The sequence below is a fragment of the Ruegeria sp. CJ9 genome (assembly GCF_056536625.1).
In genome coordinates, this window is record NZ_JBQFPY010000003.1 from 191,030 (window position 1) to 209,571 (window position 18,542).

Annotated in this window: 11 protein-coding genes; 5 read left to right on the plus strand and 6 right to left on the minus strand. The window is 56.8% G+C overall.

Features of this window, described 5'->3' with window-relative positions; all coding sequences use genetic code 11:
* Window positions 1-38 precede the first annotated feature (38 nt).
* Window positions 39-3,935, minus strand: coding sequence for a beta strand repeat-containing protein (locus ACR0AJ_RS08980; RefSeq protein ID WP_480740648.1), 3,897 nt, complete (start codon window positions 3,933-3,935; stop codon window positions 39-41).
* 156 nt (window positions 3,936-4,091) lie between these two features.
* Here ACR0AJ_RS08980 and ACR0AJ_RS08985 point away from each other — a divergent pair, with 156 nt between their 5' ends.
* Window positions 4,092-6,131 (plus strand): hcalcium-binding protein, encoded by a 2,040-nt coding sequence (locus tag ACR0AJ_RS08985; protein ID WP_480740649.1) that lies wholly within the window; start codon window positions 4,092-4,094, stop codon window positions 6,129-6,131.
* Between the two features lie 12 nt (window positions 6,132-6,143).
* Here the strand turns inward: ACR0AJ_RS08985 and ACR0AJ_RS08990 are convergent, their stop codons facing one another.
* The 3 genes from ACR0AJ_RS08990 to ACR0AJ_RS09000 all read right to left on the minus strand — a co-directional run bounded on the left by ACR0AJ_RS08990 (window position 6,144) and on the right by ACR0AJ_RS09000 (window position 10,422).
* On the minus strand, window positions 6,144-7,460 hold the full coding sequence (locus ACR0AJ_RS08990; protein ID WP_170350010.1) for an HlyD family type I secretion periplasmic adaptor subunit: 1,317 nt from the start codon (window positions 7,458-7,460) through the stop codon (window positions 6,144-6,146).
* Window positions 7,450-9,180: a type I secretion system permease/ATPase gene (locus tag ACR0AJ_RS08995; protein WP_170350011.1), complete on the minus strand. Its 1,731-nt coding sequence runs from the start codon at window positions 9,178-9,180 to the stop codon at window positions 7,450-7,452. The genes ACR0AJ_RS08990 and ACR0AJ_RS08995 overlap by 11 nt, the downstream gene beginning before the upstream one ends.
* A gap of 324 nt (window positions 9,181-9,504) precedes the next feature.
* Window positions 9,505-10,422: a LysR family transcriptional regulator gene (locus tag ACR0AJ_RS09000; protein ID WP_170350012.1), complete on the minus strand. Its 918-nt coding sequence runs from the start codon at window positions 10,420-10,422 to the stop codon at window positions 9,505-9,507.
* A gap of 103 nt (window positions 10,423-10,525) precedes the next feature.
* On the opposite strand from ACR0AJ_RS09000, the gene ACR0AJ_RS09005 reads away from it, so the two are divergent.
* The 4 genes from ACR0AJ_RS09005 (at window position 10,526) to ACR0AJ_RS09020 (ending at window position 14,638) form a co-directional block, all read left to right on the plus strand.
* Window positions 10,526-11,485 carry a tripartite tricarboxylate transporter substrate binding protein gene (locus ACR0AJ_RS09005; protein ID WP_480647386.1) on the plus strand — a complete coding sequence of 320 codons (960 nt, stop codon included), beginning with the start codon at window positions 10,526-10,528 and terminating at the stop codon, window positions 11,483-11,485.
* 65 nt (window positions 11,486-11,550) lie between these two features.
* Window positions 11,551-12,018 carry a tripartite tricarboxylate transporter TctB family protein gene (locus tag ACR0AJ_RS09010; RefSeq protein ID WP_480647388.1) on the plus strand — a complete coding sequence of 156 codons (468 nt, stop codon included), beginning with the start codon at window positions 11,551-11,553 and terminating at the stop codon, window positions 12,016-12,018.
* A gap of 6 nt (window positions 12,019-12,024) precedes the next feature.
* Window positions 12,025-13,539, plus strand: a complete 1,515-nt coding sequence (locus ACR0AJ_RS09015; RefSeq protein ID WP_170361827.1) for a tripartite tricarboxylate transporter permease — start codon at window positions 12,025-12,027, stop codon at window positions 13,537-13,539.
* The gene (locus ACR0AJ_RS09020) at window positions 13,532-14,638 is read left to right on the plus strand and encodes a lyase family protein (RefSeq protein ID WP_480740651.1); all 1,107 of its coding nucleotides are present in this window, start codon (window positions 13,532-13,534) and stop codon (window positions 14,636-14,638) included. The genes ACR0AJ_RS09015 and ACR0AJ_RS09020 overlap by 8 nt, the downstream gene beginning before the upstream one ends.
* A gap of 291 nt (window positions 14,639-14,929) precedes the next feature.
* Here the strand turns inward: ACR0AJ_RS09020 and ACR0AJ_RS09025 are convergent, their stop codons facing one another.
* On the minus strand, window positions 14,930-17,302 hold the full coding sequence (locus ACR0AJ_RS09025; protein WP_480740652.1) for a 1-deoxy-D-xylulose-5-phosphate synthase N-terminal domain-containing protein: 2,373 nt from the start codon (window positions 17,300-17,302) through the stop codon (window positions 14,930-14,932).
* 14 nt (window positions 17,303-17,316) lie between these two features.
* Window positions 17,317-18,516 (minus strand): methionine gamma-lyase, encoded by a 1,200-nt coding sequence (locus tag ACR0AJ_RS09030; RefSeq protein WP_480740654.1) that lies wholly within the window; start codon window positions 18,514-18,516, stop codon window positions 17,317-17,319.
* Between the last annotated feature and the right edge of the window lie 26 nt (window positions 18,517-18,542).

Consider the following 18,542-nt stretch of genomic DNA (forward strand, 5'->3'; position numbering starts at 1 on the left):
GTGACCGCCGCCAGAAACGGCGGCAGCCGAATTTCTGTTCAGGCTGTGGCCCCGGTGGGGTCGGTGTGCAGGATGTTGTCCGCACTCAGACCGCTTAGGTCATCCAATCCGGAGAATTGCGCCACGGTTTCAACCGTTGCAGAGTTCGGGGCGGTATAGTCGACTTTGACCAGCACACTGTCGGTCCCATCCGTCGCCATCACGTAAATCTCGTCGCCAGTTTGAATCCCGGTCAGGCTTTCAACTGCAGTTTCGATCGTGTTCTCAGACAGGTCGCCCAATACCGTAGTCAGACCGACGACCCCGGTATCTGCGCCGATGGCGTCACCGACGGCCAGTGTCTCGACATCGGAGCCATCTCCGCGAAGTGTTCCGAAGCTTAGGCCGCTGAACATCACAGCATCAGACACTTCGGTCGCGGTTCCAATTGAAAAGCCTGTCACTGTATCGACGCCGTTTGCGGCTGGATCAGCTTCGAATAGGATGACGTCGCGCCCAGCGTCCGAAACGTCAATCGCATCATCACCGTCTTGACCGCGGATAAAATTATCCAAATCAGAGGCTACCAAGGTGTCGTCGCCGCTGGTGCCAATCTGGTAAACGCTTGGACCACCATCCGGGGTCGTGATCGTCAACTCGATGGGCTGATTTGGGTCAACAACGGTCATCTCGAATGTAACCAGAGGCTGGTTCAGATCCGTGAAGGTGGTTGCTGCACCGGCAAAGCGGATCACGTTCCCTCCGATCGGGTTGGACACGAAGAAATCGAATGCCCCGTTGCCAACATCCGACCCAGTGTCGAAGGTTACGACGGATGGGTCAAAGCCCAGTTCTGCCGTCATTGCAAGACCGCTTGAGATATCCCGATCAGCATCTGCATAGATCTCGAATGTCACGGTGTTCCCGCTGATTCCGGCCTGTGTAATGACGTAAGCGGCTGGTTCATGGGCCGTATTGTCATCGTTTGCGGTTAGGGGATAAGGACCACCGGAAACAGTTGCGTCCGCTGCAAAATCAAGGTCGTCACCTGCGTTAATCCCCGAGAAATTCGAGGCAGGAACAGCTAGAGACCAGCTTCCATCTGCGGCGACCGTCGCAGAACCGACGGGGCTGCCGTTCAGGGTGACGTCCACCGCCTGACCTGCACTTAGTCCGGCAGATGTGCCCGATACGGTTACACCTGACGCCTGCGCGTCGGCCAACGACACAGCGCCGTTTGAACCGACAGGGTTTATGGTCAATACGGGCCGAAGGTCAGTGGTCAATGTGATGGTCGCCGAGGTGGCCGGGTTTCCGGCCTGATCGGCTACACTGGCTGAAATCGGATAGCCCGTACTGTCTGCAAGGGCCGCCAGATCAGCGGAAGGAACGGTTGCAAACCAGAAACCACCCGACGCGGTACCGGTATACGTTTGGCCATTCAGGCTGACGGAAACGGTTTGCCCATCCTCGGCACTGGTCGTGCCCGAGATCGTGAGGTCGCTGCCTTGCTCGGTCACGTCCAATTCGGTTCCAACCGGCAAGGGGTCGAGAGTCACTGTCGGAACAGTGAAATCAGTGGCAAAGCTTGTGGTGTCCTGCGCGCTGTTGCCTGCCGCGTCGGTTACCGAAGCATCGACATCATATGATACGCCATCCTGCAATGCGCTAAGATCTGCAGCCGAGGCTGTATAGCTCCAACTGCCGCTATTGACCGTAGCGGTGCCCGTGACATCCACGGTTCCGTCGGGTCGGGCGATTTCGACCGTGACAACCGTGCCGTCTGCGGCGTCAGAGGTACCGCTGACAGTCAGGTCTGTGCCTTGTTCCACGGCATTCATGACGGCGCCATCCGACAGGCCTGTGACGCTGATCGAAGGGGCGGTAAAGTCTGTATCAAAGCTGTTGCTGGCCTGGATCGCCGGATTTCCCGCCGTGTCGGACACGTCTGCCGTGACCGGAATGGTGACACCGTCAGACAAGGCGGCAAGATCCGCCGCAGGAACAGTGACAGACCATGCGCCACCCGAGGCCGCCCCGGTATAGGTCTGACCGTTCATCGAAACCGTCACGAGCTGACCATCTTCGGCCGTGGTCGAACCGTTGATGGTCAAGTCTGTTCCCTGCTCGGTTGCGTTCAGAACAGCGCCATCCGAAAAACTGTCAATGGACAGGGTCGGGGCGGTTGCATCTTTGGCAAGAGGTACACTGGCTTGAGGTGCTGCCAGCCCATCGGTATCGGAAACGTCAGCAGTCACCGCAAAGCTTCCTCCGTCAGCCAGGGATGCCAGGTCAGCGGCCGGAACTGTCACGCTCCAACTCCCGCCCGAGACCGTGTCTGTATAGGTTTGGCCGTTCAAGGTAACGGTGACCTGCTGGCCGTCTTCAACATTGGCCGTCGATCCCGAGATTGTCAGATCGGACCCAACCTCGACCGCGTTGAGAACCCCGCCAACGGATAGCGGAGAAACGGAGATAGACGGGCCCGTCAAATCAACAGGAACAGAAGCCGAAGCCGGGACCGAAATGTTGCCGGCGGCATCGCTGACCGTGACATTGACGGTTGCCGGAACACCCGTCGATAGCCCGGTCAGATCGGCGCTTGGGACTGTTACGCTCCATGCGCCACCCGTGGCCGTGGTTGAATATGTTTGACCGTCAAATGTGACGGAAACCGTCTGACCGTCGACAGCTGTGGTTGACCCTGTCAGGGTCAGGTCGGCGCTGACATCGATCAATTCGATAGACCCGCCGGCAACAGGGTCCAGAGTAATCGTCGGAGCGGTAAAGTCTGTATCAAAGCTGGCATCGGCTTGTGTTGCCGAGTTACCTGCCTGATCGTTGACATCTGCGGTGACCGCAAATGTGGCACCGTCCGGCAGGGTCGCCAGATTGGCGGCAGGGACCGATACGCTCCATTGTCCGCCAGCAACAGTACCGGTGAAGGGTTGTCCGTTGATCGTGACGACTACGGTTTGCCCATCCTGGGCGTTCGTTGTCCCGACTACGTTGAGATCAGTGGTCTGTTCCGAGGCATTCATCACCGCCCCGTCCGAAAACCCTGTAATGGTCAGGGTCGGTGGGATGGTATCCACGGCAAATGTCACTGTTTCTGCTGACAATTCCGCGCCCTCGGCGTCGAGATTGCGGACCGTTACGGTTTGCACGCCCTGTGGCAAGGTTGCGGCCTCGGCAGGAGTCAGCGAAAGGCTCCAGCTTCCGTCATCTTCGGGGGTTACGGTTTTGGTGAGCGATCCGATTGTCACTTCGACAGTTTCAGTACCCTCTGGTGCAGTCAGTCCAGTGCGTGCCGTGCTTAGCATATCGCCCTGCGAACTTGCCAAGTTGAGAACCGGATAGCTGGGTGTCGGTGCAGGCGCAGGTGCGGGTGACGGCGCGGTATCGTCGTCTCCGCCACCGCCGCCGCCACCCCCGGCAGCGGCTGCAGCACCCGCCAAACCAAGACCACCCAGCGCCGCGGTTGCGCCGCTAAGACCTCCTGCCGCTGCAGCGCCTCCGGCCTCTGCCAGGCTGAACTGGGCAATCTCGGACACGGCGTCTTCGGCGATCATGATTGCGCCACTATCAAGCACCTGTACGTTTTCGGCGGCGACAACCATCTTGCGACCATCGGCCAATTTCAAAAGAACGTCGCCATTGTCCAACAGCTTGACGGATCTTACGCCAGGAATCGTTTCCGCGAATTGGAATGCATAAAGCTCTTCGATTGTGGCCTGCGCCAGGGCGGGCAGCGCGAGGATCGTTGACCCGAGCCCGCCAACAATGCCACGTCCGGCCCAACGGCGCATCTTGCCGTCAATCCACTGGCGGATGTGTCGCTTGCGTTCGGTATCAGGCTGAGCATCGGCCGGGTTGATCTTGGATTCAGGTTCTTTGGTCATCTTGCCCTCACATGTGGTTTCCGCATCCGCTCGAAGAATCCAGGTTTTGTTCATCTGTCTTTCTCTTCGGTGACTCATGCGGTCGGACCAGAAAAAATTGAGTTAAACTGAAGCCGAACTCCTCGTTTTCTCCACATTCCAGCTTTGGTTTCGGACTGGGCATCGGATCATCCTGTAATCGGTGCCGGGTGTGGCGTGGGGTGATTGGATATGATGCTTCAGTTCGAAGGAGTGGTTGCAACGGGGAGCGCAGCGCTCGATTCAGGTATCGGCCATACGGCTTTAAAAACGCTTAATGACGTCACGTACCTGTACAGCGTGACCGGTCCGGGCGGCGGTATCGCGGTTTGGAAGCTGGTCGAAGGTGCGCTGCCGCAATTGCAAGACACCGAATATTTTAGTGGAACGATAACGTTTCAGGTTGGCGATATCGGTATTCCTGTAACGCTGGCCGGAGACGATCAGCTTGTTCTGGATGTACGTACGGCGACTGGATTGATCGGGTATGACCTGAACCCAGATGGAACCGTAGGCCCGCTTCAGGAAACGGGGACACTGACCGGCGGCGGAGATATCTCGGCCCTAGTGCAGTTCGGCGATATCCTGACCATCGCGCACGAATCGACAGGGCAGATTGCAACCTATACCGTGAACGGGGACGGCACATTGAGCCTGTCGGCGTCGATCGCGGGGCAGGCTGATTCGATGCAAGTTCTGCAAGCCGGGGCGGATCATTTCGTGATTGCAGCCGACGCGACCACCGGCACGATCAGCACCTACAATGTCGATCAAAACACCGGTGCTTTGACAGTGGTCGACAACAGCGACGCGCTAGCGACTTTAGGGATTACTTCACCGACGGCGGTCGAAGTGGTGCAAGCCTATGGCCAATCCTGGGTCATTGTGGCAGGGGCAGGCAGCAACTCGCTGAGCGTTATGGAGTTAGCGGGTGACGGGCGATTGATCCCCACGGATCATGTTTTGGATTCCTTGCATACACGGTTCGAAACGGTTCAGGATTTGGCCGTGATCGAGGCTGACGGGCATGTGTTTATTGTTGCTGGTGGCGGCGATGATGGCGTTTCCCTTTTCACGCTGACACCTGGCGGGCAATTGGTGCATCAGGACAGCTTTGCCGACACTATTCATAGCGGGTTGCAGAATGTCGAAACATTGAGTGTTGCCCATGTCGGGGACGAGCTTCAGATTCTTGTCGGCGCGCAACAGGATGAAGGCTTGACGCAACTCAGCGTTTCGATTGCGGATTTGGGCATCGTGCGCGATGGCTTTGGTACGGTGACGGGAACTGCGCAGAATGACATGCTCAGCGGCAGTATCCTCGAAACAACCCTGATGGGTGGCGCAGGTGACGACATTCTGATCGCAGGTATCGGCGCAACAACCATGCATGGGGGTGCCGGCGCGGATATCTTTGTTATGCAATACGGCAGTGACCCCACAACAATTAACGGTTTTCAGGCCGGAACCGACCGGTTGGATTTATTCGACTATCCGCTGCTGCGCACTCCAGGGCAACTGATGTTCACAGCCACGGCGCAGGGGGCGCAGATTGAATTTCTCGATGAGGTCATCGTGATCAACTCTTCAACCGGAGGGCCCCTGACCAGCGCCGAAGTCTTTGGTGCGGGCTTTGGCGGGCCGGATCATATCCCTGTCGATTTTGGCGATTTTGGTGGGTTGGATCCTGGCAGCTCGGATGGGGTGCAGGGCACTGTGACTGTCAACTCCGAAACCGCGAATCCTGGCCTGTCGGACGCTGAGATTCGATTTACACCGGATGGCGGCGGAACCATCAGCTTCAGAGCGGATGGCGAGGGGCGGTTCGATCTGGATTTGCCGTCAGGCACATTCGAGGGGGAGTTGGATATCATCAAGACCTATTCGACGGCCAGCTATGAGATCACGGCGCTGGATGCGTTGCAGGTCTTGCGCATGTCGGTCGGGTTAGACCCGACCTGGGGTCCGGCCACGCCCGAGAACCTGATCGCGGCCGATATTACACAGGACGGAATGGTCAATGCGTTGGATGCGCTGGCCATCTTGCAAATAGCCGTAGGTCTGCCCACCGCGCATGAAGCGGAATGGGTTTTCCTTGATGATGACGCAGACCTGTCCGGGATTACCGAGAACAATGTCAGTTATGAAACCGGTGTCGATGTCACTGTGGTCGACAATGTGATTAGCACCGATATGACCTCGATCCTTCTGGGCAACCTCGAACCGGTCTGAAACCGCAGCCCATTATTCACGGAAAGCCCGGTTGAAATAGTCGGCCATGGGTTTGACCATATAGGACAAAGGGGTTCTTTCGTCGGTCTTGATCATGGTTTCCACCGGCATGCCCGGTAACAGGGCTTGCCCATTCAACCGCTCGATCTGATTGTCTTCGGGGGCGACCTCGGCGCGGTAGAATGTCTGACCAGTTACGTCATCAGTGAATGTATCCGCCGAGACGGTGACTACCCGCCCGTCAATCTCAGGCGTCTCTCGTTGATTGAAAGCCGTGAACCGTAACGCCACTGGTTGCCCAATATGCAATTGATCTACGTGGATCGCATCAACGCGCGCTGCCACCAGCAACGGCGTGTCTTGGGGTACAATATACATCATAGGCTCGGCTGGTTGAATCACCGATTGCAGGGCGAAAACCTGACTGCCATAGACCGTACCTGCAACGGGTGCGCGAATGTCCAACCTTGATAGCCGTTCTTCCAGAGAAAGACGTCGCTCAGCCAACTCAGCGATCTGCGTCTGAACGTCCCGCAGTTCGGTAATAGCCTCTTCCCGCCGCGTGGCCGTCAATTCGACAATCTCAATCTCGGTTGCTGAAATCTGACCTTTCAGGCGAGCCACAGCAGCTTCGAGCCTACCAATCTCACCCGTCAGGCTGGCCTCTTCCCGCTGCAAGGCGGACACGCGGCTGGCCTGAGTCAAACCGCGTTGTAACAGGTCTTGTTGGTCCTTCAGCTCGTTTTGAATCAGTTCCACCTGGCGACGCAAGGACACTAGCTGTGCCTCGGTTCCTTCGATTTCACTGTCGATTTGAACCCGCTGTTTGCCCAATTGTTGGGTCTGTTGGTCCAGTGTTTCCAGACGGGCCTCGAACAGGCGTTGCTGACCGGCAATCAGTTCAGCGTCGATATCGTCCTGCTTTTGAATCTCTTCAAGCAGAGCTGCCAAGGCTGGGGCATCGCCACCGTCGCGTTCTGCCACCAATCGGGCTCTACGCGCCAACAGTTCGAAAAGCTGAGATTCAACTATGGTTCTCTCCGAAGACAAAAACGTATCATCTAATCGGACCAGCATATCTCCGTCAGCGACTTCGTCACCGTCGCGTACGAAAATCTCGCCCACAACGCCACCATCAGGATGTTCCACTACCTGTCGGCTACTTTGAACCTCGATGGTTCCTTGCGATATGATCGCCCCGGCCAGTCGGGTCTGCACGGACCAGATGCCAAGCCCGCCAACCAAAATCAGCAAGGCCACAAAACCGACCAAGGCTGGTATCGTGATGTGCCACACCGGGCGCGTGTCTTTACCCGTCTTATCCTGCATCTTTTTTCACCTGACTGAGGCCGCGTTTGATGGCGCCAGCGTTTTGTACCATTGCACCCAGCACCTCATCCCGAGTGCCGGATTTCACAACTTGCCCGTTTTCGACAACGGCCAGATCGTCACATTCCGAAATTGCCTGAGGGCGGTGGGTCATGATGATGGTTGATTTTCCGGCCTCTTTCAGACCTCGAACAGCGGCGTTCAGCGCCTCGGTCCCATCGGCATCCAGGGCCGAGTTCGGCTCATCCAGAATCAACAGAACCGGGTTGCCGTAAAGGGCGCGGGCCAGTGCGATACGTTGCTTTTGCCCGCCCGACAATTGGCTGTCATTGCCTTCCAGAAATGTGTCATATCCTTTGCTCAATGACAGGATCAGATCATGCGCGTTGGCCATTTTTGCTGCGGCTACAACCGCGTCAGGGTCGGGATTTTCCGACATGCGGGCAATGTTTTCAGCCACGGATCCGTTGAACAGAGTAACTTCCTGCGGCAGGTAACCAATATGCTGGCCCAGATCGTCGGGATCATATTGATCCAGTGTTGCACCACCCAACCGTATTTCCCCGGCGGCAGGTTGCCACAGGCCCAAAAGGGCTTTGGCCAGCGTCGATTTCCCCGAGCCGCTTTTACCGATGACGCCAAGCGCTTTACCTGGTTCTAGCCGCAAAGCGACATTGCGCAGCGTCGGCTTGTCTGCACCCGGAGGAATGACAGTTAGGCTTTTTGCGGTCAGCCGGGCCTCGGGCACAGGCAGTTTGGTGCGAGGTTTTTCAGGTGGGGTCGCATCCAGAAACCGGTTAAGCGAACTCCAGGCCGTGCGGGCCCGTTCAACCATACCCCATTGGCCAACCGCCTGCTCAACGGGTGCCAGCGCCCGCCCCAACAAGATAGAGCCGGCAATCATCGCCCCTGGCGTCAGTTCGTTGCGTAGCACCAGCCAAGCGCCAAGCGCCAGCATGGCCGATTGCAAAAACAACCGCAGTGATTTGGTCAGCGAGGTAAAGCTGCCTGTCCAGTCACTGGCGGCAATGGTCTGACGCAGGGCATTGGTGCGCTGCCGCTGCCAGCGTTGGGTTATGTCCTCTTGCATGCCTTGCGATCGCACCACTTCGGCCGCTTGTCTTGCGTGTTCGGAAAACGCGTTGGCCTGGGCCGACGCCCTTTGTGCTGAAGCCACCTTGCTGTGGGTTAGCCACTGGTTCAACAAGGCGATCAGGATAAGCAAACTCCCGCCCGCCACGGCCAACCAGCCTAGCAACGGGTGAAACAAGAAGATTGCTGCCAGAAATACTGGTGTCCACGGAATATCCATCACCGCCAATAGAACGGGCGAGGCACACAGGTTCTGAATCGACTCAAGATCGCGCAATGCCGTGGCCGGAGCGGACCGTGCTTGTGGAAAAAGTGATCGGCGCAGGGTGGCGTCGAACACACGTTCATCCAGTTCAGACTGGAACCGGGCACCGAATCTAGCCACGATTCTGCCGCGGGCAAAATCCAGCATCGCCATAAGGCCATATAGCAGGGCTACCAGCAAAAACAGTGCTGTCAGCGTTTCCACAGCGCGCGAGCCCAGGACCCGATCGTAAACCTGCAGCATGAACAAAGGCCCGGTCAGCATCAGAAGGTTAACGAAGATGCTGAACAGAAACGCCAGGGCCAGGAAAGTAATGCCCCGATTGCGCACATTTCGCAACTCATGGCGAGGCGGCAGTGTCATGCGGTTTTCAATATTCACGTACAGGGCCTTTAGTAACTGATTCTCTGCCGGACCAGAGTGGTGGCGATGGGCCGCATCTTAAACTATGGCACAACGGAGAAAATGCGAGAATTGGTGGATCGGCGAAAAGCTACTTGCAGTCAAGGCAAAGGAACGCTGGTGGGCGCGCATACGCTCATGCCGATACCATACTGGGTTCAGTTGCCGCGCCGCTAAAGGACCGAGCTACTTGAGACCCCGCGGCAATCGGACCGTCAAGATACCGCCGCGCATTTCGCATATCGGACGACCCTTTGTCGCCAATGTCCGGTTCCTGAGGTTGCTCTAATTGGTGGGTTCAAGCGTCTCACTCTGCTGTGCCAATTCGTTGACGACGTCGAACAAGGCCTTTTCGAACAGCGGCAGAGTTTTAGACCCTGTTTCGGAAACCGGATAGAGCAGCCCAAAGGTCATCCACCGCTCTGGGGCCACGGGAACAAGCGTAAGGTTTGCGGACGCGACCTGAGCGGCCACCAATTCATCCGCGATCGTGATACCCGCGCCCTCTGCCACCAGCGCGCAAGCCAGCTGCGAGGCGGCGACTTCGCAGGTTTGTCTGGGCGTCACACCGGCGGAACGAAAGAAGTCGTCCAGTTGATCCCGCAACAGCAGACCATGCATCAGACGTATAACGGGTTCCCCGGCAAGATCGTCCGCCGTCAAATGACTTCGGGATGAAAGCGGATGGCCTGCGGGCAAAACCGCCTGCGCTTTTACTCGGAAGAGGGGTTTGGAGACGATGCCGGGATGATCGACGGGCAACGCCCCAATTCCAATATCGTATTCCCGCCCGGCCAGCCATTTTCCCGCCTCGCGTCTTGCCCGGACATCCAGGTTTACATTGGTGCTGGGGTTCTCTTGCATGAACCGTGCCACCGCAGGCGCGGACAGGGATTGTGCAATCCGGGGCATCGTCACAATGCGGAGCGTTTCGGTGCGCCCCGCTTTGATCTCGGCTGCGATGCGCGGAACTTCGTCAAGATTGTCCAGAATCCTGCCGGCCTCTTTGTAAAAGGCCAACCCTTCCGGCGTCGGCGTCAGGTTGCGGCCACCGCGATCAAAAAGCGTCAATTTCAGCTCGGCCTCAAGCCCGGTGATCAAACGGCTGACAGCAGGTTGGCTGAGATGAAGGATCTCAGAGGCGGCGACAAGGGATCCTTCGGACAAAGTAGCGCGAAACGCGCGTAGGGCTTTGATATTCATCCTTCTACTCTTTCATAATTTGCAAGAGTAGATAACACCTTTGCATTTTTTACAATTGAAGAAATCGCGTAATTTGATCCCAAGTGAAATTGGGAGGTTACTCATGAAACGCAGAACTCTTCTTGGTGTTGCCATCGCGGCAGTTGCCGTCACCGCCACAGCTACAGCAAGCTTTGCCGCGGATTGGCCGAAACGCCCGATCAACCTTGTTGTCCCCTACAAGGCGGGTGGCGGCACAGATGCTTATGCGCGCGCTATCTCGGCCGCTGCCGAAGGTATTCTGGACGTGCCTGTGGTAGTTGTGAATAAACCCGGTTCGGGTGGTTTGAACGGTGCCAATGCAGTCGTTGGCGCGCGTCCTGACGGGTACACTATGATGATGACGTCGGGGGGGTCGTTCCTGCTGTCGACCATGACCCGCGATACCGATATCGACGCATTGGAAAGCTTTGACTTCGTTGCACAGGTAGGCCAGTTGCAGACTTCGCTAATGGTTCCGGTCAACAGCCCCTTTCAATCCGTTCAGGATGTGATCGATGCCGCTAAGGCCAACCCCGGCCAATTGCGGTGGGCTCATTCGGGCCGCGGTGGTTTCCATCACGTTGGCGGCATGGGTTTTTTGGCCAATAACGGTATCGAAGCTCAGGATGTGCCGTTCAAAGGGGGCGGGCCGACCCGTGCCGCGTTGATCGGTGAACAGGCTGATTTCGGCTTCCTTGGAGTTCAGCAACTGGCAGGTTTTGAAGAACAACTGCGCGCGCTGGCGGTCAACAGTCAGGAGCGTGACGGCATTATGAATGAGGTGCCCGCTTTTGGGGAGCTGGGTATTCCATTTGCTGCAGTATCCTCGCCAGTAATCGTGTTTGCTCCGAAAGGGACGCCTGCAGAGGTGGTCGCCGCGATGGAGGCCGCGCTCGAACAGATCGCTGCCAAGCCGGAATTCGCCGAACTTCTCGCCTCACGCGGGACCGGCCCGGTCTATCAGAGCGGTGCGGAGGCCAAGGCGGCGCTTTCGGCGATGAAAGAAGACGCCACCCCCTTGGTTGAAAACCTGACCAACTAAAGCTCCCGGGGCCGGCGGATCATCCCCCGGCCCAATTCTAACGACGGAAAATAGAGAGGATCGTCATGCGTGCCTATGCAGAAGGTCTGGTGCTTGCCCTCATTTCGATTTTTGCCATCTGGGGCGCCTGGCAGGTGCCTGCGGCATCTCCAGGGGATACATGGGCCGGGATTGTGCCGTTCTCTGCCGCAGTTGCCCTGCTGTTTCTCTCGGGCTTTATGCTGGTGGGTGCAGCACGTCAGACGACGGGTGGAGCGAGCCACGCACAAGATAATGGCGCGGCCTTGCAGATCATTGGCTTGTTCATCATTGCTCTGATCTATCAACAATCCTTCCGCTGGTTCGGTTACTTACTGCCAACGGCCATTGTCGCACCACTTGTCCTTTACTTTTTCGGTGTGCGCAGCCGGATCGGGCTGGCCGTGTCTGTCATCCTTTGCCCGCTGATCTTCCATCTCATCTTTTTTGTCCTGCTCGGCGTCTACCCTCCCTATGGCGAGGTTTTCGATCTGCTGAGCTGGATTCAGGGGTAATCCACTATGGAAATCTTTCCCGCACTTCTTTCGGTTATCACAGACCCCACGCTGCTGTTTGCAATTGTCCTTGCTGCGGTTGTTGGCATGATCGTGGGTGCCACGCCCGGCCTCACGGCATCGGCTGCGATTGCCATGCTGTTGCCCATTACCTTTTACATGTCGCCGATTTTTGCACTCGCCTTTCTGTATGTGATCGGAAAGTCCGGCCGCTATGGCGGGTCGATTGCGGCGATCCTGTTCAATACGCCCGGTACTGCGGCCAGCGCGGCGACCCAGATTGACGGCTATCCGCTGGCACGCGCCGGCAAGGCGGGCAAAGCAATGAAGGTGGCGACAATCTCATCGATCATCGGGGATTTGATGGGAGACATTCTATTGGTCATTGGCGTCGGTTTCATTGCGGCCATTGCCCTGAAACTGGGCCCGCCGGAAACCTTCGCCATCTATTTTGCAGCCTTTGTGGTGATTGGATCGGTCATCGGAAACTCCATCGTCAAAGGGTTGGCGTCGGCGCTGATGGGTATCCTGATTGCAATGGTCGGACTGGACCCGATCTCAAGCGAAGAACGCTATACGTTCGGCTCATTCGAGCTGTCCAACGGCATTGGTCTTGTGCCGCTGATGATCGGCGTATTCGTTCTGGGTGAGGTCTTTGCACAGCTTGAAACCCGGCGCAAAGCCACGGGTGACACCAAAGAGAACGAAAGCACGGCGGACGGAAACACTCTGACATGGGAAGAGTACAAACCCTGCCTGCCGCACGCTTTCCGAGGCGGGTTCATCGGTGCGGGCATCGGTGTTCTGCCTGGACTGGGTTCAGCCATTGCCGCGTTCATCTCATACGGTGAAGGCAAGCGCCGCGCCAATAACCCGGAAATGTGGGGCAAGGGCGCGCTGGAAGGCGTGGCCGCGCCCGAGGCCGCCAATAACGCGGTTTCCGGCCCATCAATGGCACCTCTGTTGACGCTTGGTATTCCGGGTTCAACCATCGGTGCAATCCTGCTGGGTGTTTTCCTGATCCACGGCATTCAGGTTGGCCCGACCCTGTTCCTTACGGATAAGGAACTGGTCTATAAACTGTTCGCCTGTGGAATGCTTGGCATTCTTGCCTACGGTCTGATCGGCTATTTCGGGGCTACGCAGGTTGCGCGGTTGATCCTGAAGATACCGACCAATGTTCTTTATCCGCTGATCTTTCTGACCTCGTTTGTGGCGGCCTATTCCGCACGTGGGTCGATGTTTGATGTGACCGTCATGACAGTTGCAGGTTTCGCCGGTTGGCTGATGCGCAAATTTGATTTCAATGTTGCCGCATTCGTCATCTCTTTTGTGTTGGCCAAAGGCGCGGAAGAAACCTTTCGCCAGTCGTTGCTGATGTCCGAAGGTGGGGCGTTGGTCTTTGTGGAACGCCCCATCGCGCTTGCGTTCCTGCTGGTCGGGCTAGCGGCGATGGCATTCCGAATTCGCGGTATCGTCAAAGAGCGCCGGATCGCACAAGGAGGGCTTGGAGATGCTTGATTATGGTATCTACCGGGATTGTTTTTCCAGCGCCGACATGCGGTCCATCTGGTCGGAACATACAGTCATCTCGACCTGGTTGCGCGTGGAGCAGGTGCTAGCCGAGCATCAGGCAATGGCCAACGTGATCCCAGCTGAGGCGGCGAAGGCAATAAATTCCCTGTCAATCTGCGATCTTAACAAGCCCGATCTGCAAGAGGAAATGATGTTTGTCGGTCGCCCGATTGTCGGATTGGTCAAACAGATGCGCACCCTCCTTCCGGAATACGCCGCCTATGTGCATTTCCGTGCTACCACGCAGGACATTATGGATACTGCGATGGCTTTGCAGATGAAGCTGGGGCTAGAGTTTGTTCAAGACGCTCTGGATGGCGTTATCGCGGCCATTGATCATCATATTTCTTCTCATCCCGACACAATGATGATGGGTCGCACAAACGGGCAATTCGCAGTGCCGATTCAGCTGGCCACAAAGCTATTGGTTTGGCGATCGGAACTTGAACGCCGTTCACAGGCGCTGAAAGATGCGTCAGGACGTGGGTTGAATGTCCAGATTGGTGGACCTGTTGGCGATTTGCGTGGCTATGAAAACGGGACCGGTCAGCGCATCAAACAAGGTATCGCCGCATCTCTTGGACTGAATACGGTCGAGCCTCATTGGCAGAATGCGCGGGACGGGGTGGCTGACATCATCACTGCCTTAGGTGCGCTGTGCGGGACGCTTTGTAAAATTGCACATAACGTCAATCAGTTGTCGTCGTCTGACATCGGAGAATTCCTTGAGGTTCAGGAACCTGGTCAAGGCGCGTCTTCCGCGATGGCCCACAAACGAAACCAACGTGCATCGGAATTCGGCGAAGCCGTAGCCCGCCTTGGGCGCCAACGCGCCGAGCAAATAGGCGAACTGACCCTGCATGAACACGAACGATCCGGTGGCGTTTGGGTTGCTGAATGGGTGACGGTGCCCGAGACGTTTCTTCTGACCTCGGGCGCATTGCAGTGGTTGGAACGGATGTTGAAAAACTTGGTTTTTGATACGGACGCGATGAGCAGATCGCTCTCGGCCAAACTTACTGCCGAACAGCAAACGCATCATTAGTAGAGACGCGGTTGCACCGTTTAGATCTGTTAGTCTGTTAGGTGATATTGGTCGGAGTGAGAGGATTCGAACCTCCGACCCCTGCCTCCCGAAGGCCGGTGCAGAGAGCCAAGTTATTGATTTTTTGCCAAAGGAGCCCTGTTTCCTTGGCGTCTTCTCCAATCAAACCAGCCAAGTTCGGGTTCGGCAGGTTCATTGAACCTAAGAGCACTCTCTACATGGCCCAATAGTTATCTTGGTCTATGTTCAGTGCTGGTTTGCTCTCTACATTATTGCCCAAATCCAACCCAATTATGCACGGTGAAGGGTCCTGCCATGTGTCAGGCCATTCACTTTCTCCAGGATAGCGTCTGCGTCAATACAGTGATGGCGATATAGATCGCCGATCGTTCCGGTCTGACCAAAATGCTCGACGCCCATGGGGATAGTCTGATGTCCAAGCACCGCCCCAAGCCAGGAGAGAGTTGCAGGATGACCATCGATAACGGTGACGAGCTTGCAGTGTGGCGGAAGGTCGGACATCAGGGTTTCGATGTGGGAGCGCGCCGCTTGGTTACCGCGAGAACGCGCTCGTTGCGCGGCGGTCCATCCGGCATTCAGGCGATCTGCGGATGTCACGGCCAATACACCAATGTCGCGACGACCTTCACCAATCATACCGGCGGCTTTGATTGCCTCTGGCGCGACTGCTCCTTGATAGGCGACTACAACTTCGCAATTGGGCCCGGGTTTTCGTAACCAATAGGCCCCATCAATGGCACCTTGGCGGAACTCGTCGTCAACACGTTTTCCGGGCTGTTCAATCGAGTTGGTGGTCAGGCGCAGGTAGACGGACCCTCCGGTTTCATCGCGCAGCCAGGTGCGCTCATCCGGTTGCCCTTCGCCGTCGCGTTGCATGTAGTCAAAGGCCCACTCCATGATTACTGCCAGCTCGTCGGCGAAGGCGGGTTCAAAAGCCGCCAGCCCGTCTTGGCTCATCCCGATGAGCGGTGTTCCAACGGATTGGTGTGCTCCACCTTCGGGGGCGAGAGTGATTCCCGATGGTGTGCCAACCAGAATGAAACGCGCGTCCTGATAACAGGCGTAATTCAGCGCATCGAGGCCGCGGCTGACAAAGGGGTCATAGACGGTGCCAATTGGGATCAGTCGCTTGCCGAACAGGGAATGCGACAGACCCGCCGCCCCAAGAATCAACATGAGATTCATTTCGGCGATACCAAGCTCGATATGCTGCCCTTCCGGCGTGAATTCCCATTTTGCGGTTGATGGGATCCGGTGTTCTATGAAGGCGTCGGCTTGCTCGGCTCGGGCAAATAGCTTGCGCCTGTTCACCCAAGGACCAAGGCTTGTCGTGCCTGTCACATCTGGCGAGGTTGTCACTATGCGCTCGGCCAATGGGCTGTTGCCTTTGGACAGATCGTCAAGGATCTTGCCAAACGCCATCTGGGTCGAGATTTCGCGACTGGTGTCGATCCCGATTGGCGGCACATCCAACTTATCATCAAAATAGCGGCGCGGACCTTTGGCGAAGAAAGGCGTATTTGCAAGGAAATCCTTGAGCTTTTCTGGGTTCTGCACTGTTGCAAGCGGCTCCCATTCTTCGCCCTTCGGCACACCCATATGCGACTGCCACGCGGCGAACTGGCTATTGTTCATCAGCCCGCCGTGATTGTCCTTGTGGCCTGCAATGGGGGTGCCCCATCCTTTGACTGTGTAGGCCAGGAAACATGTTGGGCGATCATGATCGATGTCGGCAAATGTTTGGGCCATGGTCTCGACGCAGTTGCCGCCGAGGTTCTCCATAAGGGCTGCGAGCTCTGCATCCGTGCGCCGTTCGATCAAAGCAGTCACATCGCCCTGATCCCCCAGATCGTCCATGAGGCGCTGTCGCCAATTCGCACCACCCATGAAAGTCAAAGCGGAGTAATCCTGGTTGGGGCAAGCGTCGATCCAATCACGCAGGCGGTCGCCGCCGGGCTCTTCAAAGGCCGCGCGTTGAAGAACCCCATATTTAACACGCACGACATCCCAACTGAATGCATCGAAGATTTTCTCGATCCGTTCAAACAGTCCTTCCCGGACGATACCGTCCAGCGACTGTCGGTTGTAATCGATGATCCACCACGTGTTTCGTAGGTCGTTTTTCCAGCCTTCTTGTAATGCCTCATAGACGTTGCCTTCATCCAGTTCGGCGTCGCCTACCAGGGCTACAATACGACCCATTGGCGCGTCTGAACCCCAGCTTTTGGCCTTGATGTAGTCTTGAATGATCGAGGCAAACGAGGTGATCGCGACACCTAAACCCACAGACCCGGTCGAGAAATCAACATCATCAATATCCTTTGTCCGGCTTGGATAACTTTGCACACCGCCAAATCCGCGGAAATTCTCCATCTTCTCACGGGTCTGATTACCCATGAGATACTGCATCGCGTGAAATACTGGCGACGCATGGGGTTTGACTGCGACCCGGTCCTCAGGGCGTAGGGCCGAGAAGTAGAGCGCGGTCATGATCGATACCATCGAAGCAGACGAAGCCTGATGGCCACCGATTTTGATCCCATCCACCTTTGGTCGGACATGGTTGGCATGGTGGATCATCCAATGAGACAACCACAACAGGCGCTGTTCGACGATCTTCAGTTGGGTGGGATCGATGTGCATGTTGGTCTCCGGGTTTAGGCGGCGCTGCGAGCAGGGTAAGGCAAAGCTTGCTCTAGGTCTGCAAGGATGTCCTCGACATCCTCCAGCCCGACGGACAGGCGGATCAGGCCATCGCTGATCCCATGCTCGGCCCGCTCTTCCGGGGTATACGTCGAATGCGTCATGGATGCGGGGTGCTGGATCAGGGTTTCCGCGTCGCCCAGGGACACCGCGCGCTGGATCATGTTCAGACGGTTCATGAAATCAATCCCACCAGACAGGCCGAACTTGATTTCAAACGCTATCATTGCGCCGGGTTGGGACATCTGGCGCTGTGCGACATCATGCTGGGCGAAACTCTCAAGCCCGGGGAAATAAACCTCGCCGACGGCAGGATGTGCTTCGAGGAAACCTGCGACGACCTTGGCGGATGCACAGTGACGATCCAGACGCAGGTTCAGTGTCTTCAGACCACGCAGTATCAGCATCGCGTTGAAAGGGGCCATTACCGCGCCGGTCATGTCCTTCATCCCGACAAGGCGGATCTCAGCGATCTGTTCGGCGGCACCTACAACCAGGCCGGCAACCACATCGCCATGCCCGCCAAGGTATTTGGTAGCGGAGTGTAGAACGATATCTGCGCCGCGCTCGATCGGGCGGGTCAGATACGGGCTGGCATAAGTGTTATCGACGACGACCGTTGCTCCGACCGAATGCGCAATTGCGGCGCTTGCGGCGATGTCCACCAAGCGCATGTTCGGATTGGCCGGAGTTTCGAAATAGACAACGCGGGTTTTGTCAGAAACGGCCGCTTTCAGGTTCTCTGGTTTTGTCATGTCTACATGTGTGATCGTAATCCCCCATTTCGCCAAACCGTGACGCATGAAGGCGAAGGTGCAGCCATAGAGTGTTTTGTCCACGATGACTTCGTCACCTGGCGACAGCAGGGTCCAGAGCACTGCCGTGATCGCCCCCATGCCGCTTGAGAGAGCTAGCCCGGCCTCGGCCCCCTCAAGCGCGGCAATGCGTTGTTCAAGAAGGTCGCATGTGGGGTTCGAAATGCGGCTGTAGATATGACCTTCACGCTCGCCGGCGAACATCTCTCCACCAGCCTCGGCGGTTTCAAAGGTAAACGTGGACGTCAAATGCAGCGGTGGTGTCAGCGCACCGTCATTTTCCAGAGGGTTATAAGCGTGGTGAATGGCGCGGGTGGCAAATCCGGTTGAACGAGTCATTACAAGCTCCTGAATCATGTTGAAGC

Bases quoted from the DNA above. Each gene is read 5' to 3' on its own strand.
- ACR0AJ_RS09010 (WP_480647388.1), top strand. From the start codon at position 11,551: ATGCGTGCCTATGCAGAAGGTCTGGTGCTTGCCCTCATTTCGATTTTT.
- ACR0AJ_RS08995 (WP_170350011.1), bottom strand. From the start codon at position 9,180: ATGACACTGCCGCCTCGCCATGAGTTGCGAAATGTGCGCAATCGGGGC.
- ACR0AJ_RS08980 (WP_480740648.1), bottom strand. From the start codon at position 3,935: ATGAACAAAACCTGGATTCTTCGAGCGGATGCGGAAACCACATGTGAG.
- ACR0AJ_RS09020 (WP_480740651.1), top strand. From the start codon at position 13,532: ATGCTTGATTATGGTATCTACCGGGATTGTTTTTCCAGCGCCGACATG.
- ACR0AJ_RS09000 (WP_170350012.1), bottom strand. From the start codon at position 10,422: ATGAATATCAAAGCCCTACGCGCGTTTCGCGCTACTTTGTCCGAAGGA.
- ACR0AJ_RS08985 (WP_480740649.1), top strand. From the start codon at position 4,092: ATGATGCTTCAGTTCGAAGGAGTGGTTGCAACGGGGAGCGCAGCGCTC.
- ACR0AJ_RS09005 (WP_480647386.1), top strand. From the start codon at position 10,526: ATGAAACGCAGAACTCTTCTTGGTGTTGCCATCGCGGCAGTTGCCGTC.
- ACR0AJ_RS09030 (WP_480740654.1), bottom strand. From the start codon at position 18,516: ATGACTCGTTCAACCGGATTTGCCACCCGCGCCATTCACCACGCTTAT.
- ACR0AJ_RS08990 (WP_170350010.1), bottom strand. From the start codon at position 7,460: ATGCAGGATAAGACGGGTAAAGACACGCGCCCGGTGTGGCACATCACG.
- ACR0AJ_RS09015 (WP_170361827.1), top strand. From the start codon at position 12,025: ATGGAAATCTTTCCCGCACTTCTTTCGGTTATCACAGACCCCACGCTG.
- ACR0AJ_RS09025 (WP_480740652.1), bottom strand. From the start codon at position 17,302: ATGCACATCGATCCCACCCAACTGAAGATCGTCGAACAGCGCCTGTTG.